This window comes from Actinomadura sp. SCN-SB (genome assembly GCF_043906805.1).
GTDB lineage: Bacteria > Actinomycetota > Actinomycetes > Streptosporangiales > Streptosporangiaceae > Spirillospora.
In genome coordinates this window covers 93,987-119,641 of record NZ_JBIMPP010000015.1, presented here as the reverse complement: position 1 = coordinate 119,641, position 25,655 = coordinate 93,987, and the positions used below count along the sequence as shown (strand labels likewise).

The 25,655-nt window shown below is 71.4% G+C and carries 28 protein-coding genes, 1 tRNA gene and 1 pseudogene; 19 read left to right on the top strand and 11 right to left on the bottom strand.

The genetic code is table 11. The features are described from left to right. Positions 1 to 90: 90 nt before the first annotated feature. Together ACGWYJ_RS12935 and ACGWYJ_RS12930 are read right to left on the bottom strand one after the other, a co-directional pair. Complete coding sequence (locus tag ACGWYJ_RS12935) at positions 91 to 1,971, bottom strand: helix-turn-helix domain-containing protein (protein ID WP_395106148.1); 1,881 nt, start codon at positions 1,969 to 1,971, stop codon at positions 91 to 93. A gap of 22 nt (positions 1,972 to 1,993) precedes the next feature. Beyond that, entirely contained in the window at positions 1,994 to 2,785 is a 792-nt protein-coding gene (locus tag ACGWYJ_RS12930; protein WP_395106147.1) for a 3-hydroxybutyrate dehydrogenase, read from the bottom strand. 135 nt (positions 2,786 to 2,920) lie between these two features. Here ACGWYJ_RS12930 and ACGWYJ_RS12925 point away from each other — a divergent pair, with 135 nt between their 5' ends. From ACGWYJ_RS12925 to ACGWYJ_RS12915, 3 genes are all read left to right on the top strand, one after another. Beyond that, entirely contained in the window at positions 2,921 to 3,868 is a 948-nt protein-coding gene (locus ACGWYJ_RS12925; RefSeq protein WP_395106146.1) for an alpha/beta fold hydrolase, read from the top strand. Positions 3,869 to 3,905: 37 nt separating this feature from the next. After that, positions 3,906 to 4,610, top strand: a complete 705-nt coding sequence (locus ACGWYJ_RS12920; protein ID WP_395106145.1) for a helix-turn-helix transcriptional regulator — start codon at positions 3,906 to 3,908, stop codon at positions 4,608 to 4,610. A 560-nt stretch (positions 4,611 to 5,170) separates the two neighbouring features. After that, on the top strand, positions 5,171 to 5,548 hold the full coding sequence (locus ACGWYJ_RS12915; RefSeq protein WP_395106144.1) for a VOC family protein: 378 nt from the start codon (positions 5,171 to 5,173) through the stop codon (positions 5,546 to 5,548). A 69-nt stretch (positions 5,549 to 5,617) separates the two neighbouring features. On the opposite strand, the gene ACGWYJ_RS12910 is transcribed toward ACGWYJ_RS12915, so the two are convergent. Continuing rightward, positions 5,618 to 5,986, bottom strand: coding sequence for a RidA family protein (locus ACGWYJ_RS12910; protein ID WP_395106143.1), 369 nt, complete (start codon positions 5,984 to 5,986; stop codon positions 5,618 to 5,620). Between the two features lie 252 nt (positions 5,987 to 6,238). After that, entirely contained in the window at positions 6,239 to 9,025 is a 2,787-nt protein-coding gene (gene aceE, locus ACGWYJ_RS12905) for a pyruvate dehydrogenase (acetyl-transferring), homodimeric type (RefSeq protein WP_395106142.1), read from the bottom strand. 344 nt (positions 9,026 to 9,369) lie between these two features. On the opposite strand from aceE, the gene ACGWYJ_RS12900 reads away from it, so the two are divergent. From ACGWYJ_RS12900 to ACGWYJ_RS12880, 5 genes are all read left to right on the top strand, one after another. Then, positions 9,370 to 9,582 (top strand): DUF1918 domain-containing protein, encoded by a 213-nt coding sequence (locus tag ACGWYJ_RS12900; RefSeq protein WP_285696813.1) that lies wholly within the window; start codon positions 9,370 to 9,372, stop codon positions 9,580 to 9,582. Between the two features lie 165 nt (positions 9,583 to 9,747). After that, positions 9,748 to 10,155, top strand: coding sequence for a secondary thiamine-phosphate synthase enzyme YjbQ (locus tag ACGWYJ_RS12895; protein ID WP_395106141.1), 408 nt, complete (start codon positions 9,748 to 9,750; stop codon positions 10,153 to 10,155). Positions 10,156 to 10,360: 205 nt separating this feature from the next. Continuing rightward, the gene (locus ACGWYJ_RS12890; protein ID WP_285696741.1) at positions 10,361 to 10,789 is read left to right on the top strand and encodes a DUF3052 domain-containing protein; all 429 of its coding nucleotides are present in this window, start codon (positions 10,361 to 10,363) and stop codon (positions 10,787 to 10,789) included. Between the two features lie 297 nt (positions 10,790 to 11,086). After that, positions 11,087 to 11,566: a peroxiredoxin gene (locus ACGWYJ_RS12885; protein ID WP_395106140.1), complete on the top strand. Its 480-nt coding sequence runs from the start codon at positions 11,087 to 11,089 to the stop codon at positions 11,564 to 11,566. 72 nt (positions 11,567 to 11,638) lie between these two features. After that, positions 11,639 to 11,995, top strand: coding sequence for a hypothetical protein (locus tag ACGWYJ_RS12880; RefSeq protein WP_395106139.1), 357 nt, complete (start codon positions 11,639 to 11,641; stop codon positions 11,993 to 11,995). 36 nt (positions 11,996 to 12,031) lie between these two features. Here the strand turns inward: ACGWYJ_RS12880 and ACGWYJ_RS12875 are convergent, their stop codons facing one another. Beyond that, positions 12,032 to 12,997 (bottom strand): phosphoribulokinase, encoded by a 966-nt coding sequence (locus ACGWYJ_RS12875; protein ID WP_395106138.1) that lies wholly within the window; start codon positions 12,995 to 12,997, stop codon positions 12,032 to 12,034. Positions 12,998 to 13,157: 160 nt separating this feature from the next. On the opposite strand from ACGWYJ_RS12875, the gene ACGWYJ_RS12870 reads away from it, so the two are divergent. After that, complete coding sequence (locus tag ACGWYJ_RS12870; RefSeq protein WP_285696749.1) at positions 13,158 to 13,814, top strand: response regulator transcription factor; 657 nt, start codon at positions 13,158 to 13,160, stop codon at positions 13,812 to 13,814. Further along, entirely contained in the window at positions 13,811 to 14,971 is a 1,161-nt protein-coding gene (locus ACGWYJ_RS12865) for a histidine kinase (protein WP_395106137.1), read from the top strand. Before ACGWYJ_RS12870 ends, ACGWYJ_RS12865 begins: the two co-directional genes overlap by 4 nt. On the opposite strand, the gene ACGWYJ_RS12860 is transcribed toward ACGWYJ_RS12865, so the two are convergent. From ACGWYJ_RS12860 to ACGWYJ_RS12850, 3 genes and pseudogenes are all read right to left on the bottom strand, one after another. Continuing rightward, entirely contained in the window at positions 14,931 to 16,121 is a 1,191-nt protein-coding gene (locus ACGWYJ_RS12860) for a saccharopine dehydrogenase family protein (RefSeq protein WP_395106136.1), read from the bottom strand. The genes ACGWYJ_RS12865 and ACGWYJ_RS12860 overlap by 41 nt on opposite strands. Before the next feature lie 79 nt (positions 16,122 to 16,200). Next, entirely contained in the window at positions 16,201 to 16,446 is a 246-nt protein-coding gene (locus ACGWYJ_RS12855; RefSeq protein ID WP_395106170.1) for a hypothetical protein, read from the bottom strand. A gap of 97 nt (positions 16,447 to 16,543) precedes the next feature. Next, positions 16,544 to 16,678: pseudogene (locus ACGWYJ_RS12850) on the bottom strand (MerR family DNA-binding transcriptional regulator); the annotation flags it as partial. A gap of 78 nt (positions 16,679 to 16,756) precedes the next feature. Between ACGWYJ_RS12850 and ACGWYJ_RS12845 the strand changes: the two are divergent. Next, positions 16,757 to 16,912 (top strand): hypothetical protein, encoded by a 156-nt coding sequence (locus tag ACGWYJ_RS12845; protein ID WP_395106135.1) that lies wholly within the window; start codon positions 16,757 to 16,759, stop codon positions 16,910 to 16,912. On the opposite strand, the gene ACGWYJ_RS12840 is transcribed toward ACGWYJ_RS12845, so the two are convergent. Beyond that, on the bottom strand, positions 16,909 to 17,781 hold the full coding sequence (locus ACGWYJ_RS12840) for a LysR family transcriptional regulator (protein WP_395106134.1): 873 nt from the start codon (positions 17,779 to 17,781) through the stop codon (positions 16,909 to 16,911). The two genes, ACGWYJ_RS12845 and ACGWYJ_RS12840, sit on opposite strands and share 4 nt — an antisense overlap. A 106-nt stretch (positions 17,782 to 17,887) precedes the next feature. On the opposite strand from ACGWYJ_RS12840, the gene ACGWYJ_RS12835 reads away from it, so the two are divergent. The 6 genes from ACGWYJ_RS12835 to glnII all read left to right on the top strand — a co-directional run bounded on the left by ACGWYJ_RS12835 (position 17,888) and on the right by glnII (position 23,261). Next, on the top strand, positions 17,888 to 19,321 hold the full coding sequence (locus tag ACGWYJ_RS12835; protein WP_395106133.1) for a form I ribulose bisphosphate carboxylase large subunit: 1,434 nt from the start codon (positions 17,888 to 17,890) through the stop codon (positions 19,319 to 19,321). Continuing rightward, a complete protein-coding gene (locus ACGWYJ_RS12830) occupies positions 19,321 to 19,740 on the top strand; it encodes a ribulose bisphosphate carboxylase small subunit (RefSeq protein ID WP_395106132.1) in 420 nt (139 codons plus the stop codon). Before ACGWYJ_RS12835 ends, ACGWYJ_RS12830 begins: the two co-directional genes overlap by 1 nt. After that, positions 19,737 to 20,720, top strand: coding sequence for a CbbX protein (cbbX, locus tag ACGWYJ_RS12825; RefSeq protein WP_395106131.1), 984 nt, complete (start codon positions 19,737 to 19,739; stop codon positions 20,718 to 20,720). Before ACGWYJ_RS12830 ends, cbbX begins: the two co-directional genes overlap by 4 nt. 87 nt (positions 20,721 to 20,807) lie before the next feature. Then, on the top strand, positions 20,808 to 21,719 hold the full coding sequence (locus ACGWYJ_RS12820) for a proteasome assembly chaperone family protein (RefSeq protein WP_395106130.1): 912 nt from the start codon (positions 20,808 to 20,810) through the stop codon (positions 21,717 to 21,719). A 64-nt stretch (positions 21,720 to 21,783) separates the two neighbouring features. Further along, a tRNA-Val gene (locus ACGWYJ_RS12815) sits at positions 21,784 to 21,855 on the top strand. 392 nt (positions 21,856 to 22,247) lie between these two features. Next, positions 22,248 to 23,261 carry a glutamine synthetase gene (gene glnII, locus ACGWYJ_RS12810; protein ID WP_395106129.1) on the top strand — a complete coding sequence of 338 codons (1,014 nt, stop codon included), beginning with the start codon at positions 22,248 to 22,250 and terminating at the stop codon, positions 23,259 to 23,261. An 85-nt stretch (positions 23,262 to 23,346) separates the two neighbouring features. Here the strand turns inward: glnII and ACGWYJ_RS12805 are convergent, their stop codons facing one another. Beyond that, the gene (locus tag ACGWYJ_RS12805; RefSeq protein WP_285696767.1) at positions 23,347 to 23,718 is read right to left on the bottom strand and encodes a DUF2203 domain-containing protein; all 372 of its coding nucleotides are present in this window, start codon (positions 23,716 to 23,718) and stop codon (positions 23,347 to 23,349) included. A 195-nt stretch (positions 23,719 to 23,913) separates the two neighbouring features. Between ACGWYJ_RS12805 and ACGWYJ_RS12800 the strand changes: the two genes are divergently transcribed. Both ACGWYJ_RS12800 and ACGWYJ_RS12795 read left to right on the top strand, forming a co-directional pair. Beyond that, the gene (locus ACGWYJ_RS12800; RefSeq protein WP_395106128.1) at positions 23,914 to 24,210 is read left to right on the top strand and encodes a hypothetical protein; all 297 of its coding nucleotides are present in this window, start codon (positions 23,914 to 23,916) and stop codon (positions 24,208 to 24,210) included. 138 nt (positions 24,211 to 24,348) lie between these two features. Continuing rightward, a complete protein-coding gene (locus tag ACGWYJ_RS12795; protein WP_395106127.1) occupies positions 24,349 to 24,915 on the top strand; it encodes a hypothetical protein in 567 nt (188 codons plus the stop codon). A 3-nt stretch (positions 24,916 to 24,918) separates the two neighbouring features. On the opposite strand, the gene ACGWYJ_RS12790 is transcribed toward ACGWYJ_RS12795, so the two are convergent. Further along, a complete protein-coding gene (locus tag ACGWYJ_RS12790; RefSeq protein WP_395106126.1) occupies positions 24,919 to 25,374 on the bottom strand; it encodes a universal stress protein in 456 nt (151 codons plus the stop codon). Positions 25,375 to 25,655: the final 281 nt, after the last annotated feature.

The window sequence follows — 25,655 nt, the reverse complement described above, 5'->3', positions numbered from 1 at the left end:
GCCCGCGGTGGATGTACGCCGGATAGGACTCGGCGGGTTCCTGCGGCGCGTGAAGCGGGGCGAATTCGACTCTGACCTCGTCCGGGGAGGTCACTGGGCCAGGCGGTGCAGGCGCAGGGCGAGCTGGATCTCCAGGGCCCGGTCCGGGGTCTGCCAGTCCTCGCCCAGGAGGCGGGCGACCCGGTCCAGGCGCTGGGTGACGGTGTTGACGTGGATGTGCAGACGTTCGGCCGTCCTGGAAAGGCTGCAACCGGTGCCGAAGTAGTCCTCCAGCGTCCGGACCAGGGTGGTGCCGCGGCGCGCGTCGTAGTCGAGGACGGGGCCGATCGCGGAGGCCAGGAAGCCCGACACGTCCCGCTCGTCCCCGATCAGGAGGCCGACGAAGCCCAGCTCGCCCGCGCTCGCGCCGTCACCGGCACGTCCCAGCGCGATGAGCGCGTCGGCGGCGCGCTGCGCCTCCCGGTGCGCGGAGGCGACCCCCGCCGGGCCGCCGACCGGTCCCGCCGCCCCCACGGTGATGGGCGCGGCCAGCGACGCGCTCAGCTCCTTGGCGACGCGCCGGGCCGTGTCGCCGGGATCGTCGCCGGGCAGCATCAGGACGATCTCCTCGCCGCGTGCCGCCGACAGGCCGTGCGCGATCGAGGCGTGGGACGCCGCCCAGAACGCGGCCCGGCCACGATGCTCGGGCGCCGGGCAGCGAGCCGACAGGACGACGTGCGGGGTCTCCAAGTCCACGTTGACGCGGCGCGCCCGGGTCTTGAGGGCGTCGGGGTCGGTGACGCGCTCGTTCAGCAGGTCGTCCAGCAGCTCCCCGCGCACCCGGCCCTCGGCCTCGGTGACGCTGCGGCGCAGCAGGACGAGCAGCGCGGTGACGAGCGCGCCGCGTTCCAGGATGCGCTGATCGGCGTCCGACACCTCGTCCGCCGTGCGCAGGACGAGCGTGGCCAGCACCTCGTCGCCGGTGGACACCGACGCGATCCACAGGTCGCCGCGCCGTACCGTACGTCCCTGGGCGCGCGAGGAGTACGCGGACGCCAGCACCCCGGACAGCTCCTCGCCCTCCAAAGGCGCGGGCGGGCCCGATGTGGCGAGAGGGCGCCCGTCGGCGTCCAGGACGTGCAGCGTCCCGCCGAGGATCCCGGTGACCACCGCCGCCACGTCCGCGGCGCCCCCGCCCCGCACCACCAGAGCGGTCATCCGGTCGTGCGCCTGCGCCGCGCGCTCCACGGCCGCGCTGCGCGCCTGCACGACCGCGTTCGCCGTGCTCAGCTCCTCCAAGGCCGTCCGCGTCTCCTGCAACAGCCGGGCGTTGTCGATCGCCACCGCCGCGTGCGCGGCCAGCGAGCTGAGCAGCGCCGCCTCCTCCTGGTCGAACGGGCGCTCGCTGCGGTTGGCCGCGTACAGCACCCCGATCACCCTGCTGCCCAGCTTCATCGGCACCCCGATGATCGCGACCAGCGCCTCCTCGGCCACCGCCTCGTCGATGTAACCGCGATGGTTGAACTGCGGGTCCTCCAGGTAGTGCGCGCTGGTGTACGGCATCGCCGTCTGCGCCACGAGCCCGCCCAGGCCCGCGCCCAGCGGCAGCCGCAGCCTGCGGAACGCGGCCGACACCGACCCGTCCGTCACCCGCATGTAGGTGTCGCCGCGCTCGTCGTCGTTCAGCGTCATGTACGCGATGTCGGCGTTCAGCAGCCGCCGTGCGCGGCGCACGATGGCCTCCAGCACCGCGTCGTGGTCGCGCAGCCCCGCCAGGTCGCTGGCCGTGTCGAACAGCGCCTCCAGCTCCGCCTCCCGGCGGGCGTGCCGATTCATGATCGACCGGACCCGCAGCGCGGCGAGCTTGGCGGCCTCCAGCTCCGCCAGCGTCTCCCGTGAGGCGCCCGCGGCGCGGGCCTCCACCAGCGGCCCCTCGAACTCCACGGGAGATGCCTCGCGTGCCAGCAGCTCAAGGAACACGGTGCAGGACATGCGGGTCATTTTCGGCATGCCGTCAATGCGCGGTCCACCCTCCGTCCATCGAGACCGACGCGCCGGTCACCATCGCCGCCGCCGGGCCGCACAGGTAGGCGACCAGCTCGGCGACCTCCTCCGGCTCGATCAGCCGCTTGACCGCCGCCCTCGCGAGCAGCACCTCCGAGGTCACCCGGTCCGGGGGCAGGCCGTGCACCCGCGCCTGATCCTCGATCTGCCCCTCGACCAGCGGCGTGCGGACGTACGCGGGACACACGCAGTTGGACGTGACCCCGTGCTCCGCCCCCTCCAGCGCCACCACCTTCGAGAACCCCTCAAGGGCGTGCTTGGCCGCCACGTACGCCGACTTGTACGGCGAGGCCCGCAGCCCGTGCACGGACGAGATGTTGACGATCCGCCCCCAGCCCCGCTCGTACATCGCGGGCAGCCCCGCCCTGACCAGCCGGAACGGCGCCTCCAGCATCACCCGCAGCATCCGCGAGAAGACCTCCGGCGGGAACGTCTCCAGCGGCGCCACATGCTGCATCCCGGCGTTGTTCACCAGTATGTCGGGCGCGCACTCGCGGGCCAGCGCCTCCGCCGCGTCCAGATCCGCCAGGTCCGCCACGACCGCCCTCGCGCGGCCCCCACCCTCACCGTCGATGGACTTCGCCGCCTCCTCGGCCGCCGCCGCCCGTATGTCGGTCACCACCACATCGGCCCCCGCGGACGCGAGCCGGCGCGCGCAGGCCAGGCCGATCCCGCCCGCCGCCCCGGTCACCAGCGCCGTGCGGCCCGAAAGGTCCGGGCTGCCGTCCAACTGGGATGTCATGGGCCGAACCTACGGAGCGTGAGGCGTCCCCTCCTATGGAGTGAGCCGACATAATCCGCCCACCTTCCATGTGGACGGGAACCGCGTCACATACTGGGGCCACCGGCGATGGCGTACAGGCGCTACCGTCCTCCCATGGCCGAGATCACTCATCGCTTCGTCGAGTCCACCAGCGGGCTGCGCATGCACATCGCCGAGGCCGGATCCGGCCCGCTCGTGCTGCTCCTGCACGGCTTCCCCGAATGCTGGTACTCCTGGCGGCACCAGCTCACCGCCCTCGCCGACGCGGGCTACCACGCCGTCGCCCCCGACCAGCGCGGCTACGCCCGTACCGGGGGACCCGCGGAGGTCGACCAGTACACGATCCACCACCTGGTCGGCGACGCCATCGGCCTGATCGACGCCCTGGGCCGGGACCAGGCCGTCGTCGTCGGGCACGACTGGGGAGCGCCGGTCGCGTGGGGCGCCGCCCAGTTCCGTCCCGACCGGGTGCGCGGCGTCGCCTGCCTGTCGGTGCCGCACCGCCCCCGGTCGTCGCGCCCGCCCGTCCAGGCCATGCGGGAGCTGTACGGGGACGACTTCTACATGGTGTATTTCCAGGAGCCGATCGTCCCGGAGGCCGAGTTCGATCGCGACAGGGCCGAGACGTTCCGCCGCATGCTGTACGCCGCGTCCGGCGACCTCGGCGTGCTCCCGTCCGTTCCCGAGACCGGGGGGATGCTGTCGGACGTCGAACCCGGCGAGCCGTCCGGCTGGCTCACCGAGGACGACATCGCCGTCTTCGTCCGCGAGTACGAGGGCGCCGGTTTCACCGGGCCCCTCAACTGGTACCGCAACCTGGACCGCAACTGGGAGCTCACCGCCGCCTGGCACCGCGCCCCGATCACCCCGCCCGCCCTGTTCATCGGCGGCGACCGCGACCCCGTCCTGACCGGTGGCGGCCGGGCCGCGGCCGACCGCCTCGCCGACTTCGTCCCCAACCTCCGCGGCACCGTCTGGCTGCCCGGCTGCGGCCACTGGACCCAGCAGGAACGCCCCGCCGAGGTCAACAAGGCCCTGCTGGACTTCCTCGGCGGCCTCTGAGCCGGAAACTGTCGGTGGCGGGGCGTACGGTCGCCGGGTGAACCGTACAGACCGGTTGTACGCCCTGGTGGAGGAGCTCCGCGCCGCCGCGCCGCGCCGGGTCAGCGCGCGCGAGCTCGCCGCCCGCTACGAGGTGAGCTTGCGGACGATCGAACGCGACATCGCCGCGCTCCAGCAGGCCGGCGTCCCGATCTTCGCCGACGTGGGCCGGAACGGCGGCTACACCCTGGACCGGAGCCGCACGCTGCCGCCGCTCAACTTCACCCCCGCCGAGGCCGTCGCCATCGCCATCATGCTGGGCCGCGCGGACGGCACCCCGTTCTCCCGCTCCGCCCGCACCGCCCTCCACAAGATCCTCAGCGTGATGTCGGCGGCCGACGGCCAGTCCGCCCGCGAGCTGGCCGGGCGCATCAGGTTCATGACCGACCCCGATTCCGACCGTCCCAGCTCCGTCCCCGCCGTCCTCGAACAGGCGATGGCGGCCCGCCGCGTCGTACGGCTGACCTACGTCGACAAGGACGGCGCGGAAACCGAACGCGACGTCGAACCGGTCGCCTTCAACGGCACCACCCACACCTGGTACCTGATCGCCTGGTGCCGTCTACGCCGCGACTCCCGGGTCTTCCGCGTAGACCGAGTCCGCCGCGCCTGCCTCCTGGAGGAAACCGCCCCCGACCGCCAGGTCCAAGACCACTGCGCCACCCCACCCGACCACGTCCTCCGCCCCCTAGAGTTCATCTGACCCAAGGCCATCAGGCCCGTGCTCGGGCCGGTGTCGCGGTTGCAACCCGTGCCGTCACCCACTGCTCGGCGGTGGTAGTAGCGACCTTGAGTGAGGCGAAGGCCAGACCTACGGGTCAATGCAGGCGGGGCCAGCCCGTTCAACGTCCGCCGGCATCGCTCCAACTCGCCTTGGCGGCTCGCTTCGCGATCACGTTCCTCGCAAGCTCGGAACCTGCCTTTGGACGCGATCGCAACGCTCGGTCCCTGCGAGGTGTGGTGCAGCCGCGAGCTGCGGTGTCCGCCCGGTAACTCGCTGTGCGATCAGGGGCGCTCGCCCCGGGCTGGGGCGTTGGGGCGTGGCCGTCGAGGGCGGCACAGCAGGGGTTTGCCGCCCGAGCGGTGCGCCGGCTGTTGCGGCGTCCGATGACGCGGCCGTGGCCTCGGGTTCGGATGAATCGAAGATTCGTTCGTAAACACCGACAGGGGGTTGTCGCGGGGGTGCCGGATCGTGGTGGTCGTACGCACGGGGCCCGCCGTTCCGGGCGGCGACTACCTGAGTCATCTGAAACGGAGGACATCATGCAGGCACCCCCCTACGACACCGTCAGCTGGTTCCAGATCGGCACCGACGACTCCGAAGGCGCGCGGCGCTTCTACGGCGGCATGTTCGGCTGGAAGTTCACCCTCGACCCGGACGGCGACGGCTACGACTTGATCAACTACCCTGGCGCCGAGACCCCCAGCGGCGGGGTCTCGCACGAGCCGCCCGGTGAGAACCACGCCATGTTCCTGGTGGTGGTCAAGGACGTACGCGCCGCCTGCGCGCAAGCCGAGAAGCTCGGTGGCAAGGTCGCCCTGGAACCCACGACCAGCCCCACCGGCCTGGTCTTCGCCTACCTGCAAGACCCCTCAGGCAACCGCTTCGGCGTCTTCACACCCCCACCCGTCCAGCCCTGACGGAGACCACGGAGGGGGCTTCCGTTTGGAAGCCCCCTCGCCGATGGCGGTACGCAGAACCAGCGACGCTCAGGCCACAGCGATCGCCTCGATCTCCAGCAGCCAGGCTTCGTCGTAGATCCCTGTGATGATGATGGTCAGAGCGGGACTGTGGTCCCCGAAAACTTCGTGGCGGATGCGGGCGTTGGCCTCCCGATACCGCCGGTCGGACAGGAACACGGTGACCTTCGCCAGATCGCGTACGGTCATGTCCGCCGCCTCCAACACGGACAGGACGTTCCGCCAGGCCAGTCGACATTGGCCATCGAAGTCATCCGGGACGTGGCCGTCCTTGTCCTCCGGAACCTGCCCGCTGATGAACAGCAGTCGTTCGGAGTTGGTGACCAAGGCGCCTTGGCCGTAGGACCGTGGTTGTGGATCCAACGTGGTGATCTGCACGGCAGGCACGATAAACGGAAATCGCCGAAAACACAGGGGCTTTGCGGGGCCGTCGGCCCCGCAAAGCCCCCTTTCGCCGGTGGTTGTCATCACGGCCTACACCTCCGTGATCACGAACCTCCCGGCAGCTCCCTTTGTTGATCGACTACCTCAGCCACCGCCCCAGCCCCGAACGGTCGCTCAGGCGTTGCGATCGCCGCAAGCACGACAAGCGAGGAGCGCCAGCGACGAGCGCAGCTCGTACTTGCGAAACTACTCGGCTTCTCCTCCGGTGTTGCTTTCTGGGGAGCCGACGCCGCCGGCGAAGACGGTGCTGACGTCGGCGTTGAGGCGGTAGCGTTCGATGGCTTGCTGGAGGGTTTCCTGTTTGATGTCGCCGTGCCTGGCGAGTCGGGTGAGGACGGCGAGGACGATGGAGGGGGCGTCGACGTGGAAGAACCGGCGGGCGGCGGCTCGGGTGTCGGAGAAGCCGAATCCGTCGGTGCCGAGTGAGGTGTAGTCGCCGGGGACCCAGGGTGCGATCTGGTCGGGTACGGCGCGCATGAAGTCGGAGGCCGCGATGATCGGGCCTGGCGCGTTCTCCAGGGCCTTGGTGACGTAGGGGACGCGCTGTTCCGACTCGGGGTGCAGCAGGTTCCATTCGTCGCAGGCGCGGGCTTCGCGGGCGAGTTCGTTCCAGGAGGTGGCGGACCAGACGTCGGCGGCGACGCCCCAGTCTTCGGCGAGGAGGCGCTGGGCTTCGAGGGCCCATCGGCCGCCGACTCCGGACGCCAGGATCTGGGCCTTGGGCGCCTGGCCGTTGTCGGTCTCGGGGGCCGGGCGGAGCCGGTAGAGGCCCTTGAGGAGCCCGTCGACGTCGAGGTTCTCGGGTTCGGCGGGCTGCTGGTACGGCTCGTTGTAGACGGTCAGGTAGTAGAAGATGTTCTCGCCTTGCGGGTGTTCCTCGGAGGTCCCGTACATGCGGCGCAGCGCGTCCTGCACGATGTGGGCCAGCTCGAACGCCCAGGCCGGGTCGTAGTGGACGCAGGCCGGGTTGGTGGCGGCGAGCAGGGGGGAGTGGCCGTCGGCGTGCTGGAGGCCCTCGCCGGTGAGGGTGGTGCGGCCGGCGGTGGCGCCGAGCAGGAAGCCGCGTCCCATCTGGTCGCCGAGGGCCCACATCTGGTCGCCGGTCCGCTGGAACCCGAACATCGAGTAGAAGATGTACACGGGGATCATGTGTTCGCCGTGTGTGGCGTACGAGGTGCCGGCGGCGATGGCGGAGGCCATCGAGCCGGCCTCGCTGATCCCTTCGTGGAGCATCTGCCCGTTTTCGGATTCCTTGTAGGCGAGGAGCAGTTTGCGGTCGACGCCTTCGTAGGTCTGCCCGTGCGGGGAGTAGATCTTGGAGGTGGGGAACAGCGAGTCCATGCCGAACGTCCGGTACTCGTCCGGGGCGATCGGGACGAACCGCGCGCCGATGGCGGCGTCCTTGATCAGGTCCTTGAGCAGCCGGACGAACGCCATGGTGGTGGCGACGTTCTGCTTGCCCGAGCCCTTTTTCAGTTCGGCGTACACGGGGTCGCCGGGGAGTTTGAGCGGCTTGGCCCGTACGACGCGTTTCGGCAGGAACCCGCCCAGGGCGGCGCGCCGTTCGCGCATGTACTCGATCTCGTCGGAGTCCTCGCCCGGGTGGTAGTACGGGGGCAGTTCCTGCTCCAGGGCGGAGTCGGGGATGTCCAGGTAGAGCCGGTCCCTGAACTCCTTCAGCTCGGCCTTGGTGAGCTTCTTCATCTGGTGGGTGGCGTTGCGGGCCTCGAAGTCGGGGCCGAGCGTCCAGCCCTTGATCGTGTGGGCGAGGATGACGGTGGGCTGGCCGACGTGCTCGCGGGCGGCCTTGAACGCCGCGTACACCTTGCGGTAGTCGTGCCCGCCGCGCGACAGCTTGCGCAGGTCGTCGTCGCTGAGGTGCTCGACCATCTTGCGAAGCCGCGGGTCGTCGCCGAAGAAGTGGTCGCGGATGTAGGCGCCGGATTCCACGGTGTAGGTCTGGAACTGCCCGTCGGGCGTGGTGTTCATCTTGTTGACCAGGACGCCGTCGGCGTCCTGGGCGAGCAGCGGGTCCCAGTCGCGGCCCCACACCACCTTGATCACGTTCCAGCCGGCGCCGCGGAAGAACGACTCCAGCTCCTGGATGATCTTGCCGTTGCCGCGGACGGGGCCGTCGAGCTGCTGGAGGTTGCAGTTCACCACGAAGGTGAGGTTGTCGAGTTCCTCGCGGGCGGCCAGGCCGATGGCGCCGAGCGACTCGGGTTCGGCCATCTCGCCGTCGCCCAGGAACGCCCAGACGTGCGAGCGCGAGGTGTCCTTGATCTTGCGGTTGTAGAGGTAGCGGTTGAACCGGGCCTGGTAGACCGAGTTGATCGCGGTGAGCCCCATCGAGACGGTGGGGAACTCCCAGAAGTCCGGCATCAGCCGCGGGTGCGGGTAGGACGAGAGGCCGCCGCCCGGGTGCGATATCTCCTGCCGGAAGCCGTCGAGCTTCTCCTGCGGGAGCCTGCCCTCCAGGTACGCGCGGGCGTAGATGCCCGGTGCCGCGTGGCCCTGGATGAAGACCTGGTCGCCGGACTCGCCGTGGTCCTTGCCGCGGAAGAAGTGGTTGAAGCCGACCTCGTACAGGGAGGCGGCGGAGGCGTAGGTGGCGATGTGGCCGCCGACCCCCAGCTCGGGGCGGTTGGCCCGGGACACCATGATCGCCGCGTTCCAGCGGATGTAGGCGCGGATCCGGCGTTCGATGTGCTCGTCGCCGGGGAACCAGGGCTCCTTCTCCGGCGGGATGGTGTTGATGTAGTCCGTGCTGCGCAGGCCGGGCACGCCGACCTGCTGCTCGCGGGCCCGTTCGAGGAGCCGGAGCATCACGTAGCGGGCCCGGCTGCGGCCCTCGGTCTTGATCACCGTGTCCAGCGACTCCAGCCATTCCCGGGTCTCGTCCGGATTGATGTCCGGAAGCTGGCTGGGCAGGCCGTCACTGATGATCGAATAGCGTTGACGTCCGGAAGCCACGGGGTCCCCTCTGCGCTTACCGTTCTCTCCTGGTGAGACCGTCGCCCGCCCGGTGAGCCGGCGGCGGTCCCGCACGACCGTTGGCCGTCGTGGTGGTACGTGATCCCCATCGTCGCCGTTTATGACGGCTAACGCATCTCTACCAACCAGTAACCATTCTCCCCGGTCACAGGGGGTGCAAGCGTGCCCGGAGCGTTCCGTGCGGGGACGCGGGCCGGGCATTCCATCCGGGTTTGGAACCCCCCTTGGCCGAGCAGTCAACTCGTACGAAGGTAGAAGGCGAACAGAATCACCCGGACGGCCGCGGACGGTCAGCCGCGGCCACGCGCGCGCCTGGGGGAATGATGAACGCATCGGTCGGAGATCGTCTGCACGTCCACGGCAACACGGTGGGCGCGCCCGACAGGTCCGGAGAGATCGTCGAGGTGCGCGGCCGTGACGGCGGACCGCCGTACGTGGTCCGCTTCGACGACGGGCACACCGGCATGGTGTTCCCCGGCCCGGACGCCGTCGTGGAGGCCCCGGCCTCCGCGCAGGGCTCCCGCGCCGACTCCTGACCCGCCGGGCCCCGCGTGGGGGCCGCCGGAGCCGCCGGGCCGCCGGCCCATGGAGTGCCGCGCGTCCATGGAGCGTTCCGCGGGGAACGCCCGGCACGGCAGGGCCGGCCGCGCCCGGCGGAAGGGCGTGAATCCGCGATCCCCGATGGGGTAGACCTCGGAAGTATGAAGAGCACCGTTGTCCGAGTGACCACCGGGAGCCGGGAGGTCGTCCACGACATCACCTCCGAGTGCGAGAGCTTCGCCTCCTCGGCCGGCGGGGACGGGCTGCTGCACGTGTTCGTCCCGCACGCCACCGCCGGCATCGCGCTGATCGAACTGGGCTCGGGCAGCGACGACGACCTGCTGGCCACGCTGCGTGACCTGCTGCCCCCCGACGACCGGTGGCGCCACGCCCACGGCTCGCGCGGCCACGGCCGCGCCCACGTGCTGCCGGCGCTGGTGCCGCCGTACGCGACGCTGCCCGTGGTGGGCGGGCGGCTGGCGCTGGGAACCTGGCAATCGGTGGCTTTGGTCGATCTGAATATCGACAATCCCGATCGTCAGGTACGGTTGACGTTTCTTGCGGGATGAGCGCGCATTGTTACGCTCGACGTGTGCGCAGTGACCGCCAGGACCGTTTCAGGGCCCATGAGGCCACCAAAAGCCGTGAAGACACTTGCGCTGGGGCCACTTACTTGTGTGGACTGTCCCGCAAAACACGAACCTGCGTGTCCGGGACGTCCCGCCGGCGGCCCGGAACCGCATCCGACGGGCTACCGACCATGGGAGGACTTTCGTGAGCGCGACCGCTGGTCAGGCGCAGTCTGAGCGCAGCCTGGCCGAACGGCTCGGCCTCAAGCCGGGCCAGGTGGTGCAGGAGATCGGCTTCGATGACGACGTCGACGAGGAACTGCGCGAATCCGTCGAGTCCGTCACGGGGAACGAGCTCGTCGATGAGGATTACGAGGATGTGGTCGACGTCGTGCTGCTGTGGTGGCGCGAGGACGACGGCGACCTCTTCGACGAACTCACCAACGCGATGGTGCCCCTGACCGGTGGCGGCCACATCTGGTTGCTGACGCCCAAGGCCGGGCGGGAGGGCCATGTGGAGCCCAGCGATATCGGGGAGGCGGCCCGTACCGCCGGGCTGGCCCAGACCAGCAGCGTCAGCGCCGCCCGGGAATGGTCGGGCACCCGCCTGGTCGCCCCGAAGGTCCGCAAGTAGTCCCGTCCGGGCGCGTCCGGTAGGCCACCGGCGCGCCCTCGTGCCGGGAGCGGGGCTCGCGCCGGGCACCGGGCGGGCCGCGGCCGGAGGCACGCCCTCGGCCGTCCCGTAACCGGCACGCGCCCGCCGCGGCGACGGGACGAGGTGGCAGACTGGCCGCTGTGGCGCCGGTCGGCGCCCGCCCCCCACGGCCGTGGGGGGTGAACGTTCGCCCCGCTCGCGGCGGGGACCGAACAGCGTCGCCCGCGGGGGCGCTGCCCAGACCCCCGGGGCTACGCCCGGTTTCAAGGAGAGGCATTGGCGGTTGAGGTAGGCGACGTCGCGCCGGACTTCGAACTGAAGGACCAGCACGGGACGCCGGTGAAGCTCGCGGACTTCCGCGGCGCCAAGAACGTCGTCCTGGTGTTCTACCCGCTGGCGTTCAGCGGCGTGTGCACGGGTGAGCTCTGCGCGATCCGCGACGAACTGCCCACCCTAGGGGCGGCGACCAAGGCCGGGGGCGCGGACGACGTCCAGGTGCTGGCCGTCTCCGTCGACTCGGTGTTCACGCTCCGGGCCTGGGCGGACCAGGAGAAGTACCAGTTCCCCTTGCTGTCGGACTTCTGGCCGCACGGCGGCACGGCGCAGCGGTACGGGGTCTTCGACGAGGAGCGGGGGGTCGCGCTGCGCGGCACCTTCATCATCGACACCGAGGGCACCGTCCGGTGGAAGGTGGTCAACGCCGTCCCGGACGCGCGCGACCTCGACGAGTACCGCAAGGCGCTCGCCGAGTTGTGAGCCCGCGGGCCGGGGCCGCTCGTCGCGCGGTCCCGGCCCGGCCAGCGTGGCCCATGCACCGTGGGAGGTGTGATGCCCTGCTTCCGATGCGGGGCGCGGCAGACCGACCCCGTCCGCGGCGCGAGCCCGTGGAAGCGCGGGGTCCGCGCCGACCGGCAGGTTCTGATCTGCCCCGACTGCCGGCAGGTCCCCGAGACGGCGGCGCTCCTCGACCGCTGCGTCGCGTGCGGCTCGCTGGCGCTGGGCTGCCGGCTGGGCGAGATCGAGTGCCGCGACTGCGGCCACACCCGGGAGGCGGTGCGGGACGAGGGTGACGAGGGCCGCCCGGCCGACCTGGTGCGTTCAGGGGCCCCTCCGTCCGACACCGGCCTGTCCGAGGAGGTCGCGGCGGCGCTGAGCCGCTTCTTCGGCAAGCCGCCCGGCTCCTGACGGCCGGCCTCCCCGGATCCCGGTGACCGCGCGGGCTCAGGCAGCCTGGCGGCGGTCGGCGTCCAAGAGGTGGTACAGCAGGAGAAGCTGGGTGATGGCCAGGGGATCGCTGGTGCCGTGCTCACCGAGCCGCCCCAGCGCCTCGGGGTTGAGGGCGCCGTCGCCGGCGTGGGAGCCCAGACGCTCCCAGATGGCCTTCTTCACGACCTGCGATTCCTCGGGGGACACGTAGCCGTGGACGTGGAGGGCGTCCACGGGACGGCCGTCGGTGTCGCGGTGCAGGCGCAGGTGCATCGCGGTCTCCCCGCCCGGTTCGCCGACGACCGCGCCCAGGTCGGGGTGGTCGATGGTGGGGCGTAGCAGCAGTTCGGCCGACAGCGGGGTCCCGGGCGGGTCGTGCCGTCCCTCGACGGGCGCGAACCTGACGACGATGTCGGCCCAGCGCCGCTGCGGGCGGATGTAGGCGGCGCTGTCCGGTTCCCGCTGGTCCAGCTCGGCCTTGACCTGTTCCGGCGTGTAGCCGCGCTTCTCGCAGTCGCGGCGGATCTTCCAGCCGTGCCGCAGCGGCTCGGGCGGGTCCAGGTAGACGGTGATGTCGAAGCAGGCCCGGGAGAGGCGGGTGTGCAGGGGCAGCAGGCCCTCGACGATGACGAAGTCGCGGGGTTCCACCAGCTCGGGCCGGACCAGCTCGCCGGTGGCGTGGTCGTACACCGGCTTGAGGATCGGCTCGCCCATCGACAGCAGTTGCAGGTGCTGCTCCATGATGTCGATGTGGTTGCAGTCGGGGTGGAGTGCGGTGAACGGCTTGCCCTTGCGTTCCGCGCGGTCGTAGCGGTGGTAGTCGTCCACGCACACGGCCGTCATCCGGTCCGCGCCGAGGCACCGTACGAGGCCCCGGGTCAGGGTGGTCTTGCCCGCCGCGCTGTCGCCGGCGATGGCGAGCATGACGGGGCGCCGCGCCGATCCCCGCGCCCGGAGCATGTGCACGATCCGATGGGGCATCCGAGTCCTCCGTCCCGGCGGTCTTCGGTTGTCCGGGACGACGGTAGGACGGCCGTTCCGGGGATGCGTCCCCCGATCAGGGGAGATCGGGGGTGATCCGGGGGAGACGGGCGGCGACCCGACCTACTCACCGGTAGTTTGCGATTGTTATCGTGCCTGGGTGGGAGCCCCTGTGCGCGTGGTCGTCGTCGACGACCACGAGATGATCCTTGCCGGGTTGCAGGCGATGCTGGCCGGCTTCGCGGGGCGCGTGCGCGTCGTGGGGCAGGCGGGCACGGGCGCCGAGGCGACGCGGCTGGTGACGGCGCTGCGCCCGGACGTGGTGCTGCTGGACGTGCGGCTCGGTCCCGAGAGCGGCCTCGACCTGTGCCGCGTGATCACGGCTCGGGTGCCGGAGTCGCGGGTGGTGTTCCTGACGGTGTACGACGACGAGCAGTACGTCTTCGAGGCCCTGCGCGCCGGTGCGGGCGGCTACCTGCTCAAACGGGTGGACGGGGCCGAGCTGGTGCGGCGGCTGGAGGAGGTCACGCGGGGGGAGACCGTGGTCGATCCGACCCTGGCCGGGCGGATGGCGGCGACCGCGGCCCGGCTGACCCGCGGCGAGTTCTGGCCGGGCGCGGGACGGGGCATCACCCAGCGTGAGAGCGAGGTGCTGTCGCTGCTGGTCGGCGGGCTGTCCAACAAGGCGATCGCGGCCCGGCTCGTGCTCAGCGAGGAGACGGTGAAGAGCCACCTGCGGGCGCTGTACCGGAAGCTGGAGGTCACCGACCGGTCCGCGGCCGTGGCCGTCGCCCTCCGCGAGGGGCTGTTCCGGTGACCACGCGCCCTTCTCCCGGCGAGGTGCGCCTGCCGGTGCGGCTCATGGACCGGGAGCTGCTGGTACGGATCGTGGCGGTGGCCTGCTCGGACCGGGAGCTTCCGGGCATGGCCGACGAGATCGCCGGGCTGGTCGTCGGCTCGGCACGGGACCTGGTGTCCTGCGAGGTGTACGTCCTGGACGGCGACGAGCGGGCGCTGACCCGCTCGGCCGGGCCGCCCGTCCCGCTGGGGGAGGGGGACGCGGGCTGGGTCGCCGCGCACGGGCGCCCGCGCGAGCACGCCGACGGCCGCGGCGTGGCGGTGCCGGTCCGCGACGGGCGGCAGACGATCGCGGTGCTGGACGTGCGGTCGGCGGGCCCCTGCGACCCGCGGGACGTCGCCCTGGTCACCGCGCTGGCGGACCTGTTCGCGCCGGTGCTGTGCTCGTGCCGCCGGCTGCGCGCCGCGCGGGAACGCGAGCGCGCCGCCGAGCGGTTCGCCGAGCGGGCCGTCGAGGTGCAGGAGGCGGAGCGGTCCCGGCTCAGCAGGGAGATCCACGACGGCATCGCGCAGCGGCTGGCCGGGCTCGGCTTCCACCTGTCGGCGGCGGACGGCGCGCTGCCCGACCACCACCCGGAGGCGCGGGAGCAGATCCGGCAGGCGCGGCGGCTGTGCGAGCTGGCCGCGGCCGAGACCCGCGCGGCGATCGGCGGTCTGCGCCCGCCCGTCCTGGACGACCTGGGCCTGTCGGCGGCGCTGGCCACGCTCGCCCGCGAGGTCGGCGGACGCGGCGGGGACCTGGACGTCACGGTCGCCGTGACCGGGGAGCTGGAGGAGGCGCTGCCCGACCACGTCCAGACGGCGCTGTACCGGATCGCGCAGGAGGCGGTCGGGAACTGCGTGCGGCACGCGTCCGCCTCGTTCGTCGACGTCCTCCTCGAACACGCCCACGACCGGGTGCGGCTGGTGGTGCGGGACGACGGCGTGGGCTTCACCCGGACCCAGGGGCGCCGCCCCGACTCCTACGGGCTGCGGGGCATGGCCGAGCGCGCCGAGCTGCTGGGCGGCCGGGTCACCGTGAGCAGCCGTCCGGGCGTCGGGACGACCGTCGAGGCGGTGGTGCCCGTTCCTTCGGCTAGGCGCCCGGCTCCGGCGGAACGATCTCCCGGAAGGTGATCCCGGCGCGCTGGAGCCGTCCGATGAGGGCGTCGCCCATGGCGGTGGCGGTGGTGAGCTGGCCCGCGGTCTCGGGCAGGTCGTCGTGGGCCATGCACAGCGCCGACTCGGCCAGCATCTTCGCGGTCTCGCCGTATCCGGGGTCGCCGCCCGCGACCTCGGTCACGACGCTCTCGCCGCCGCCCTCGCCGACGAACGTCGCGCGGAACCAGCTGCGTTCGCGCTGTTCCGCCGAAGGACCCTCGCCGGGCGCGGTGGCCAGGCGTTCCAGCAGCGCGCGGGTGGGCGGAAGCTGCGCCAGGGTGGCGGCGACGCCGACGCCGGCGGCCAGGCCCGCGGCGGACGCCAGCCGCCGCGTCGCCAGGTACTGCCCGTAGGTGAAGTCGGGGCCGTAGCGGTCCAGCGCCGCGGCGGAGCGGGCCACCACCTGCGGGTCCAGCGTGCTCATCGGCAGCGTCCAGCCCTTCACCCGCGTGCGGGGCCTGGGACGCCGCGCGAGGTGTATGCGGCGGTTCTCCGGCCGGGGTTCGACCTCCCGCCGCTCCCGCTCGGCCCGCGCCATCTCGCGCAGGTCGGAGACGATGGCGAGCGCCGAATGCGCCGTCCCTCCGGAGAAACTGGCGCTCAGCCGCATGAAGCATTCCACGCGCAGCGGCACGCCTTCCGGCAGCTTCTGGACGGTGAACAGGGTGCCCAGGTCGGAGGGGATGGAGTCGAACCCGCACGCGTGCACGAGCCTGGCCCCGCTCCGCACCGCCTCCGCGTGGTACTTGACGTACATCCGGTCGACGAACGTGGGCTCGCCGGTCAGGTCCAGGTAGTCGGTGCCCGCCTGCGCGCACGCGGCCACCAGCGGCTCGCCGTACCTGACGTACGGCCCGACGGTGCTCACGACCACCCTGGACGCGCGTGCGACGTCCTCCAGGGACGCGACGTCGGTGCTGTCGGCGTGCAGCAGCGGCAGGTCCTTCAGCGCGGGCTCGGCGGCGGCGAGCCGCCGGCGGGTCGCCTCCAGCTTCGCCGGATTGCGTCCCGCCAGCGCCCAGCGGGTGCCCGGGGGCGCGTGCAGGGCGAGGTAGTCGGCGGTCAGGCCGCCCGTGAACCCGGTGGCCCCGAACAGCACGATGTCGTACGGACGGTCGGCACTCACTCTCGGCCCTCTCGATGGACTCGAACCGGATTCTAGGGGAAGCCGGAGCCGTGCCTTTCAGCGGCGCGTCAGGGGCGCGTCAGCGGCGCGCCTGGCGCAGGGCCTCGGCGAGCCAGGCGAAGTCGGCGGAACGCGAGGGTGGCACGGGCTTCCCGGCGACGATGGCCAGGAGCCGCCAGTACCGCTCCATCGCCGGTGCCGACGACGCCTCCAGCCGCTCCAGGACCGCCTCGCGGTCGGCGGAAGGGCCCAGCAGCCGGTCGACGACCTCCGCGGCCTGCGGTGATCCGGGGGCGACCCCGGCCTCCCTCGCCGGACCCACCATGCCCGTGACCTTCTTGGCGAACCACAGGAAGGCGCCCGAGGCCCAGTTCGCGCAGCGTGCTGATCAGCTCGGCCCGTGCCACGGACTCCGCGTCGTACAGGCGGTGACCGCCCTCGCTGCGCCCCGCGGGCGGCAGCACTCCGACGTCCGACCAGTGGCGGATCGTGCGTACCGGCAGCCCGGTCCGCCGCGAGAACTGGCCGATGGTGAGGGCGACGTCGGGGTCGGTCATGCCGATGAGTGTGAGCCTTCCGGCGGCCGGAGACTCAAGCCGGAGCCCGCGTAGACTTCCGGTCATCGGGGGTGGAGCATGGGCGTGGTGGCGGTGTCGCTGGACGTCGCGGCGTTGCTGGTGGTCGGGTGGGCGCGGGTCGCGCCGCCCAAGGTGTGGAGCCGGACCGGGCTGTTCATGGTCGCGGCCAGCCTGGCGCTGCTCTCGGTGGCCGTCTGGCTCGCGTCCGGTTAGGCGCGTGGAGCGGTCCAGCCGGGGGCGCCCAGCAGGTGCTCGACGAACAGCAGCGTGGTGGGCGTGGGGGTCGCGCCGGACACCGCGTGCCAGGGCCGGTCGAGGGGCGTTCCGGGCGCGTCCACGATGACCAGGCGGCCGGTGGCGAGTTCGGTGCCGATCGCGTCCCGGGAGACCAGCGTCACGCCCAGCCCGGCGGCGGCGCCCGCGATGACGGCGCCGTTCGAGCCCAGGACCAGGCTCGGCGGGGTCGCGTCCCGTTCAGCGAGGTAGGTCTCGGCCGTCGCGCGGACGCCCGATCCCGGCTCGCGCATCACCCACGGGGTCGTGGCCAGGGAGAAGCCTTCCGCCAGGGCGGGTGAGCCCACGACCACGAGCTCGTTGGGTCGGCGGGCCAGGACCGTGGTCGCCGAGCCCGCAGGCGGGCGTCCCGCCAGGACGAGGTCGGCCTTGTGGGCGGCGAGGCTGCCCCAGACCTGGCGGCTCGGGCCCACCTCCAAGGCCAGCTCCACGTGGGGGAAGCGGGCCCGGAACGCGGCCAGCAGTTCGGGGAGCACCTGATCGGCGGCGGTGGTGACGGCGGCCAGGCGGAGCGTCCCACGGGCGGGGTCGGCCGCGCCGCGCGCCGCGGCGCGCCCCTGTTCGAGCAGGCCCAGGACCTGCCGGGCGTACGCGGCGTAGACGGTTCCTGCGGGTGTCAGGCGCAGGCCGCGGCCTTCCTTCTGGACGAGGGTGACGCCCAGCTCGCGGGCGAGCGCGGTCACCGACGCCGAGACCGCGGACTCGGTGACGTAGAGACGGCGGGCCGCCTCCCGTACCGAACCGGTGTCGGCGAGGGCGGTGAAGGTGCGGAGTCGTGCCTCGGTCATGGTGCCCGATTCTTGAGCGGTTACTTGATTATAGGCGCCGAACACTTGATGGACATGGAAAGTATCCGCCCGGCACGCTGGAAGCGTCGAGAGGACGGAGGGGACCATGAGCGCGGGCAGATGGGCGGCGGGAGTGATCCCGTACGCGGAGATGGGCTACTGGCGCCCGGACTACCAGCCGAAGGACAGCGACATCCTGGCCGCCTTCCGGATCACCCCGCAGCCGGGCGTCCCGCCGGAGGAGGCGGGCGCGGCCGTGGCGGGCGAGTCCTCCACCGCCACCTGGACGGTGGTGTGGACCGACCGGCTCACCTCGTACGAGAACTACCAGGCCAAGTGCTACCGCGTGGACCCCGTCCCGGGGCAGGACGACCAGTTCATCGCCTCCATCGCCTACGACCTCGACCTGTTCGAGGAGGGGTCGATCGCGAACCTGACCTCGTCGATCATCGGCAACGTGTTCGGGTTCAAGGCCCTCAAGGCGCTGCGGCTGGAGGACATGCGCATCCCGCCGCACTACGTGAAGACGTTCCAGGGCCCCGCGCACGGGATCGTGATGGAACGCGAGTACCTGGGGAAGTTCGGGCGCCCCCTGCTCGGCGCCACGGTCAAGCCGAAACTGGGGCTGTCGGCCCGCAACTACGGGCGCGTCGTGTACGAGGCGCTGCGCGGCGGCCTGGACTTCACCAAGGACGACGAGAACATCAACTCCCAGCCGTTCATGCGCTGGCGCGACCGCTTCCTGTACTGCATGGAGGCCGTCAACAAGGCACAGGCCGCCACCGGCGAGATCAAGGGCCACTACCTCAACGTGACCGCCGGCACGATGGAGGCGATGTACGAGCGGGCCGAACTGGCCAAAGAGCTCGGCAGCGTCATCGTGATGATCGACCTGACGGTCGGATACACGGCGATCCAGTCCATGGCGCGCTGGGCACGGGCCAACGGCGTGCTGCTGCACCTGCACCGCGCGGGGCACTCCACGTACACGCGGCAGAAGAACCACGGGGTCAGCTTCCGGGTGATCGCCAAGTGGATGCGGCTGGCCGGGGTGGACCACATCCACGCCGGGACGGTCGTCGGCAAGCTGGAGGGCGACCCCAACAGCGTCGCCGGCTTCTACGACACGCTCCGGCTCGACAAGATCGCCGCCGATCCGGTGAAGGGGCTGTACTTCGACCAGGAATGGGCGTCCCTGCCCGGCTGCATGCCGGTCGCGTCCGGCGGCATCCACGCCGGCCAGATGCACCAGCTCCTGCACTACCTGGACGAGGACGTGGTCCTCCAGTTCGGCGGCGGCACCATCGGCCATCCCATGGGGATCGCGGCGGGCGCCACCGCCAACCGGGTCGCGCTGGAGGCCATGATCAAGGCGCGGAACGAGGGCCGCGACTTCCTCGCCGAGGGCCCCGACATCCTGCGGGCCGCCGCCAAGCACAGCCGCGAGCTGGACGTGGCCCTCTCCACCTGGGGCGACATCACCTTCACCTACGAGTCCACCGACACGCCGGACGTCGTCGAGACCCCTGTGAGCAGCTGATGCGGATCACCCAAGGGACCTTCTCCTACCTGCCCGACCTCACCGACGAGGAGATCGCCGCGCAGGTCGCCTACGCCCTCGGCAAGGGCTGGCCGTGCTCGATCGAGTTCACCGACGACCCGCATCCGCGCAACTCGTACTGGGAGATGTGGGGACTGCCGATGTTCGACCTCACCGACCCCGCGGGCGTCCTGTACGAGCTGAACGAGTGCCGGAGGGCCTACCCGGACCACTACATCCGGTTGAACGCCTACGACGCGAGCTACGGCAGGCAGACCACGGCGCTGTCGTTCATCGTCCAGCGCCCGGCCGAGGAGCCCGGCTTCCGGCTGGATCGCGAGGAGACCTCCGACCGTCGTCTCCGCTTCCGCCTCCACCCGTACGCCCTCGACCGTCCGCAAGGTGACCGCGACCGATGAGCGAACGCCCCGGATTCGGCATGCGGCCGTCCGGCAACGGGTCCGTCCCCGCTGTGGCGGAGCCGTTGCCGGGCCCCGCGGCCGAGGCGGTGGAGACCCCGGCGCCGCTTCCCCCCGGCGCCCGGATCGACCTGGGAAGGGAACGCGCCGACTCGCGCATCGACGAGGTCCTGGACGCCCTGGACACCGAGCTGGTCGGCCTGCACCCGGTCAAGACCAGGATCCGCGAGATCGCGGCCCTCCTCCTGGTCGACCGTGCCCGCGCCCGCTTCGGCATCGATTCGAGACGGCCGAACCTGCACATGTGCTTCACCGGCGGCCCCGGGACGGGCAAGACCACGGTCGCCACCAGGCTCGCCGAACTCCTCCACCGCCTCGGCCACATCCGCCAGGGCCACCTGGTCGCCGTCACCCGCGACGACCTGGTCGGCCAGTACGTCGGCCACACCGCTCCCAAGACCAAGGAGGTCCTCAAACGGGCCATGGGCGGCGTCCTGTTCATCGACGAGGCGTACTACCTGTACCGGGCCGAGAACGAGCGCGACTACGGGCAGGAGGCCATCGAGATCCTGCTCCAGGTCATGGAGAACCGCCGGGACGACCTGGTGGTCGTCCTGGCCGGATACAAGGACCGGATGGACGCCTTCTTCTCGTCCAACCCCGGCATGAGCTCCCGCATCGCCCACCACATCGACTTCCCCGACTACGAGCCCGGCGAGCTGGAGGAGATCGGCCGCCTGATGATGTCCCGTGACGGCTACCGCCTCGCGCCCGAGACGGAACCCGTCTTCCGTGACTACCTCGAACGGCGCCGGGCACGGCCCCGCTTCGCCAACGCCCGGTCCGTCCGCAACGCCATCGAACGCGCCCGCCTCCGCCACGCCGAGCGCCTGATGGCCCGGGGCGGCGAGGTGACCAGGGAAGACCTGATCACCCTGCACCCCGAGGATTTCCAGCACAGCCGGGTCTTCGCCCACTGAACCCCCGTTCGCCGCCCACATGGGAATCGGAAGGCAGAACAGAGGCTTTAGTCTGGAGACTGCCTACTTGACGATGTGGGGGAGACGGTGCTGAACCCTGAGGATCTGTACGAGCTGGACCCGGACCTGCCCCCGCTGGCGGGGCCGGTACTGCTGCACAGCCTCGACGGCTTCGTGGACGCGGGCGCCACCGCCCGGCTCGTCCGCGAGCACCTGCTGGACTCCCTGGAACATCGCGTCGTGGCCCGCTTCGACGTGGACTCACTGATCGACTACCGGGCCCGCCGCCCGCTGATGACCTACGACCGCGACCACTGGGCCTCCTACGACGCCCCCGAACTGGTCGTCCACCTGCTGCGGGACGAGGCCGGCAGCCCGTTCCTGATGCTCACCGGCCCCGAGCCCGACCGGCTCTGGGAGGGCTTCGCCGCGGCCGTCCGCACCCTGGTCAAGCGGCTGGACGTCAGCCTGGTCGTCGGCTTCCACGGGATCCCGATGGGCGTGCCGCACACCCGCCCGGTCGGCATGACCTCGCACGCCACCCGGCCCGAGCTGGTCACCAAGAACTCCTGGTTCGACAAGGTGCAGGTCCCCGGCAGCGCCGCGGCCCTGCTCGAACTGAGGCTCGGCGAGTCCGGCCACGACGCGATCGGCTTCGCCGTCCACGTCCCCCACTACCTGTCGCAGTCCGCCTACCCGGCCGCCGCCCTCGCCGCCCTGGACGCCGTCGTCAACGCCACCGGCCTCGTCCTGCCCACCGCCGCCCTGCGCGACGCCTCCGCCAAGACCGACGCGGAGATCGCCGAACAGGTCTCCGGCAACGAGGAGGTCGAGAAGGTCGTCCGCGCCCTGGAACAGCAGTACGACGCCTTCGCCGGCGCCGCCGAACGCGAGAGCCTCCTGGCCGAGTCCCAGGACATGCCGACCGCCGAGGAACTCGCCGCCCAGTTCGAACGCTTCCTGGCCGAACAGGACGGCCCCGACTCGACCCAGTCCTGATCCCCGCACCCGTAACCGCTTCGCGCACCCACCCACGAACCGGGTACGCTTTCCCGGTCAAGACGGGCGCGTAGCTCAGGGGTAGAGCACTCGCCTTACAAGCGAGGAGTCGGCGGTTCGAAACCGTCCGCGCCCACTGGTCGACGACCCGGTTTCCGATCATGGAAACCGGGTCGTCGTGTTATGGGACTGCTTGTTCTTCAGTGGGCCGGTTCGAGGACGGCGGGGGTGGGCTCCAGGGGGTCGGGGAGGGGGTGTGGCTCGTCGGTGGTCTCTGGGCGGGAGGGGAGGAGGGCGGCTATGGCGATCATGGTGAGGGAGAGGGTGGTGCCGACGAGGAAGGCCAGGCGCGTTCCGTCCAGTTGCGTGCCGCCCCGAGAACTCGTCGCCGTACGGTGTGACCGGGGTCTCGCCGGTATTTCGGCTGGTCAGGGGTTATGTAACGTGCCGTTCACACAAGGGCAACAGGTCCGAAATGCCTGATTGGAACGCTCATAGCGGCCGATCTTCGAGGAAAGGGACCTGACGTTGAGCTATAAGGCCGAGTACATCTGGATCGACGGCACCGAGCCCACCGCCAGGCTCCGTTCCAAGACCAAGATCCTTGCCGACGGCGCCGAGCCGGGGGACTGGGGCTTCGACGGCTCCAGCACCAACCAGGCGCCGGGCGACAATTCGGACTGTGTGCTCAAGCCGGTCTTCATCTGCCCGGACCCGATCCGCGGCGGCGACGCCAAGCTGGTGCTCTGCGAGGTCTTCCTGGTGGACGGCACCCCGCACCCGACCAACACGCGGGCGAAGCTGCGTCCGGTCGCCGAGCGGTACGCGGCGCAGGACTCCTGGTACGGCATCGAGCAGGAGTACACCTTCTTCAAGGCGGGCCGCCCGCTCGGCTTCCCCGAGCGCGGCTTCCCCGCCCCGCAGGGCTTCTACTACTGCGGTGTGGGCGCCGACGAGGTGTTCGGCCGCGAGATCGTGGAGCGGCACCTGGACGCCTGCCTGGAGGCGGGCCTGAAGGTCTCCGGCATCAACGCCGAGGTCATGCCCGGCCAATGGGAGTTCCAGATCGGCCCGGCGGGGCCGCTGGAGGTCGCCGACCACCTGTGGACGGCGCGCTGGCTGCTGTACCGGATCGCCGAGGAGTACGACGTCGCCGCGACCCTCGACCCCAAGCCGGTGGAGGGCGACTGGAACGGCGCCGGCGCGCACACCAACTTCTCCACCAAGGCGATGCGCGAGAGCTACGACGCGATCATCACCGCCTGCGAGGCGCTGGCCGCGAAGGCGCAGGACCACGTGGCCGCCTATGGCGCCGACATCGAGCGCCGCCTGACCGGGATGCACGAGACCGCCCCGTGGAGCGAGTTCAGCTACGGCGTCTCCAACCGCGGCGCGTCGGTGCGGATCCCGTGGCAGGTGGAGCTGGAGAAGAAGGGCTACATCGAGGACCGCCGTCCCAACGCCAACGTGGACCCGTACGTGGTGACCCGCATGATCACGGGCACCTGCTGCGAGGCGCTGGAGAAGGCCGGGCAGGTCTAGCACGAGCCGCCGCGCCGGTCATCGCCGGCGCGGGACGGACCCAGGGGATCCCGGGGCGGGGCGCTTCCGGGATCCCCTGACCATGTCAGGGGAGTGGACGGCGTCCGGCGAAGCCCAGGTCGGTGCGGTGGTACCAGGCCAGTTCCGTGTCGCCCTCCAGCCAGCACAGGCGGACCGAGCGGCCGTCCAGGACCGACGGGAAGTCGATGAGGAACGGGGTCAGCCCCTTGACCTCGATGCCCCGCTCGGTGAACCAGGCGATCTCCTCGTCCAGCCGCGCCTCGGTGGCCTTGACCTCCGGGATCCCGCCGCGTTCCGAGGTGCCGCGCACCCGCAGGTCGAGGGTGAGCTCCGCGAGGTCGGCGCGCAGCCGGACGATCTCGGCCGCGTGCTCGCGCACCTCGGGGATCATGGCGCGCGCCTCCTCCACGGTGAACTCACGCTCGGCGCCGTTCATGCTCGCTCCCGGGATCGGTGGTGACGACCGTCCGCAACGTTACTCAGGTGTGGCAGGACGGCCGCCAGACGGTATCCCTCTTGTCAGGGTTTTCCCCGATATCTAGGGATCGTTCCTGGGGACAATGTGAACGCAGGGCGGGGGAACCGGCGTCCGCAACGGGGGTGCCCCGCCCGGAGGGGAAGGCGCGCGACGATGAGCGATCCGACCGTGCCCGAACGGGCGAGCGCCCTGTTCGCCTCCCGGCTCCAGGCGTCCCGGTGTCCCAGCGCCGGGGAGGTCAGGGCCGTGGTGGAGGCGGAACTCGCCGCGGGGACCGGAAACCGCATGGCCTGCGTGGCCCAGGAGGCGGGCGACCATCCGGAGATCTACCTGCCGCGGATGCGATGGGCTCTGCGTGCGGTCGCCCAAGCCTACGGGGCGCAGGCGCAGCCGAACGGGGCGCAGGCGGACAGGGAGCCGGAACCGCCCTACGCGGCGGGCGTCCCGTAAAAGTCCACAAAACATCTGATCTGACCTGGAGTCCCGCCATTGGGACCGGGTAGCTACTCCGGCATGGGGGAGACGCCGTTCGAGCCCTTTTTCCACGGTCCGCCGGAACGCCGCCGCGGGCGCCGGGGATCGCGCCGGATGCCGCTGGAACGGACGTTCCGCTGCCGGTCTTCGGTGCGCGGCCCCGCCGTGGCGTCGATGTCGCGATACCAGGAGTTCGTGCGCCTGCACGAGGCCATGTCGGAGCGGCCTCAGGTGCGGGTGACGCGCCTATGGGCTTGCGGGTTCGGCGCCGCCCTGACGGTCGCCGCGCTCATGCTGGGTGGCGTGGGCCTGCTGAGGGGGTTGTTCGGCATCGAGGCCCCGGCCTTCATCCCGGACGACATCCCGACCATGACGGCCGCGTTCACCACGGCCCTGTGCGGGGCGGCCGCCGTCTTGCAGGCCACGGCCTTGCTGCACGTCCTACTGGTCGTCGCCGAGACTCCGGTGAAGACCTTCGCATGGGTCGGAGCCGCGGCCGTGTCGCTGGCGACGCTGTTGCCGCTGAGCCTGCGGATTCCACCGGACGTCGCGCTGGCGACGGCCGGGCTCGACCTCGCGGGGGGCACGGCGGCCATCGTGCTGCTGGGCGCGGTCGCCAACGCCTGCCTCCAATGGCCGGAGCCACCGCCGCAGCGCCGCCGCCGATACCGCAACCGCTGACCTTCAGGGGACGACGGTGACCGGCCAGCGCCCGGCGCGGACCAGCCGGATCGCGACCGAGCCGACGAACCGGTGCCCCGCCTTGGCGGACGCGCCGACCACCACGGCGTCGGCCTTGACCTCGTCGGCGATCCGTGCCAGCACGGCGGCCGCGTCCCCGTGCTCAAGGACCACCTCGTACCGGACGCCGGGGATCTGCTCGGAGGTCCGGCGCAGCTCGGCCCGCAGCTCTTCGGCGAGCTCCTCGGCGGTCTCGCGCATGATCGCCGCGCCTCCGGCGGTGAGCGTGGAGATCGCGGTCATCGGCGTGACCTGCACCAGGATCAACCGCGCGCCGTTCCGCCTGGCCTGCCCCCAGGCGTAGGCGCCGGCGCGCAGCGAGGTCTCCGAGCCGTCGACGCCGACCACGATCACCCGCGGGCCGTCGCTGACCGGCTCGAACGACCGCTCCTCACTCATCGCGCCTCCGACGCCGCGCCGACGTGGCGCGTCCCCACCGCCTCGTGCCGGTCGCCTTTCCCGTCTCCGCCCTTGCCCGCCAGCTTAACGAGGCGGCACTCGTCACGCGTTCTCTGGGTTTGCGGTGCGCCTGGTGGAAAGGAGATCGTCGGTCACCCTTGGCCCGCCTTGGTAAAGGGAGTCCCCAGAGAACCTTTGCGGTGTCCTTGGACAACCATGCCCCGGGTGTGTCGCCGGAGTGTCCGGCATATCACCGACCGTAGTGTGCTCGCCGATGAGGC

What these genes read in the sequence shown, in the direction of transcription:
- ACGWYJ_RS12935 (WP_395106148.1), bottom strand. Translation starts at nt 1,971, where the DNA reads ATGTCCTGCACCGTGTTCCTTGAGCTGCTGGCACGCGAGGCATCTCCC.
- ACGWYJ_RS12930 (WP_395106147.1), bottom strand. Translation starts at nt 2,785, where the DNA reads ATGACATCCCAGTTGGACGGCAGCCCGGACCTTTCGGGCCGCACGGCG.
- ACGWYJ_RS12925 (WP_395106146.1), top strand. Translation starts at nt 2,921, where the DNA reads ATGGCCGAGATCACTCATCGCTTCGTCGAGTCCACCAGCGGGCTGCGC.
- ACGWYJ_RS12915 (WP_395106144.1), top strand. Translation starts at nt 5,171, where the DNA reads ATGCAGGCACCCCCCTACGACACCGTCAGCTGGTTCCAGATCGGCACC.
- ACGWYJ_RS12900 (WP_285696813.1), top strand. Translation starts at nt 9,370, where the DNA reads ATGAACGCATCGGTCGGAGATCGTCTGCACGTCCACGGCAACACGGTG.
- ACGWYJ_RS12895 (WP_395106141.1), top strand. Translation starts at nt 9,748, where the DNA reads ATGAAGAGCACCGTTGTCCGAGTGACCACCGGGAGCCGGGAGGTCGTC.
- ACGWYJ_RS12880 (WP_395106139.1), top strand. Translation starts at nt 11,639, where the DNA reads ATGCCCTGCTTCCGATGCGGGGCGCGGCAGACCGACCCCGTCCGCGGC.
- ACGWYJ_RS12875 (WP_395106138.1), bottom strand. Translation starts at nt 12,997, where the DNA reads ATGCCCCATCGGATCGTGCACATGCTCCGGGCGCGGGGATCGGCGCGG.
- ACGWYJ_RS12855 (WP_395106170.1), bottom strand. Translation starts at nt 16,446, where the DNA reads ATGGTGGGTCCGGCGAGGGAGGCCGGGGTCGCCCCCGGATCACCGCAG.
- ACGWYJ_RS12845 (WP_395106135.1), top strand. Translation starts at nt 16,757, where the DNA reads ATGGGCGTGGTGGCGGTGTCGCTGGACGTCGCGGCGTTGCTGGTGGTC.
- ACGWYJ_RS12840 (WP_395106134.1), bottom strand. Translation starts at nt 17,781, where the DNA reads ATGACCGAGGCACGACTCCGCACCTTCACCGCCCTCGCCGACACCGGT.
- ACGWYJ_RS12835 (WP_395106133.1), top strand. Translation starts at nt 17,888, where the DNA reads ATGAGCGCGGGCAGATGGGCGGCGGGAGTGATCCCGTACGCGGAGATG.
- ACGWYJ_RS12830 (WP_395106132.1), top strand. Translation starts at nt 19,321, where the DNA reads ATGCGGATCACCCAAGGGACCTTCTCCTACCTGCCCGACCTCACCGAC.
- cbbX (WP_395106131.1), top strand. Translation starts at nt 19,737, where the DNA reads ATGAGCGAACGCCCCGGATTCGGCATGCGGCCGTCCGGCAACGGGTCC.
- ACGWYJ_RS12805 (WP_285696767.1), bottom strand. Translation starts at nt 23,718, where the DNA reads ATGAACGGCGCCGAGCGTGAGTTCACCGTGGAGGAGGCGCGCGCCATG.
- ACGWYJ_RS12800 (WP_395106128.1), top strand. Translation starts at nt 23,914, where the DNA reads ATGAGCGATCCGACCGTGCCCGAACGGGCGAGCGCCCTGTTCGCCTCC.
- ACGWYJ_RS12795 (WP_395106127.1), top strand. Translation starts at nt 24,349, where the DNA reads ATGCCGCTGGAACGGACGTTCCGCTGCCGGTCTTCGGTGCGCGGCCCC.
- ACGWYJ_RS12790 (WP_395106126.1), bottom strand. Translation starts at nt 25,374, where the DNA reads ATGAGTGAGGAGCGGTCGTTCGAGCCGGTCAGCGACGGCCCGCGGGTG.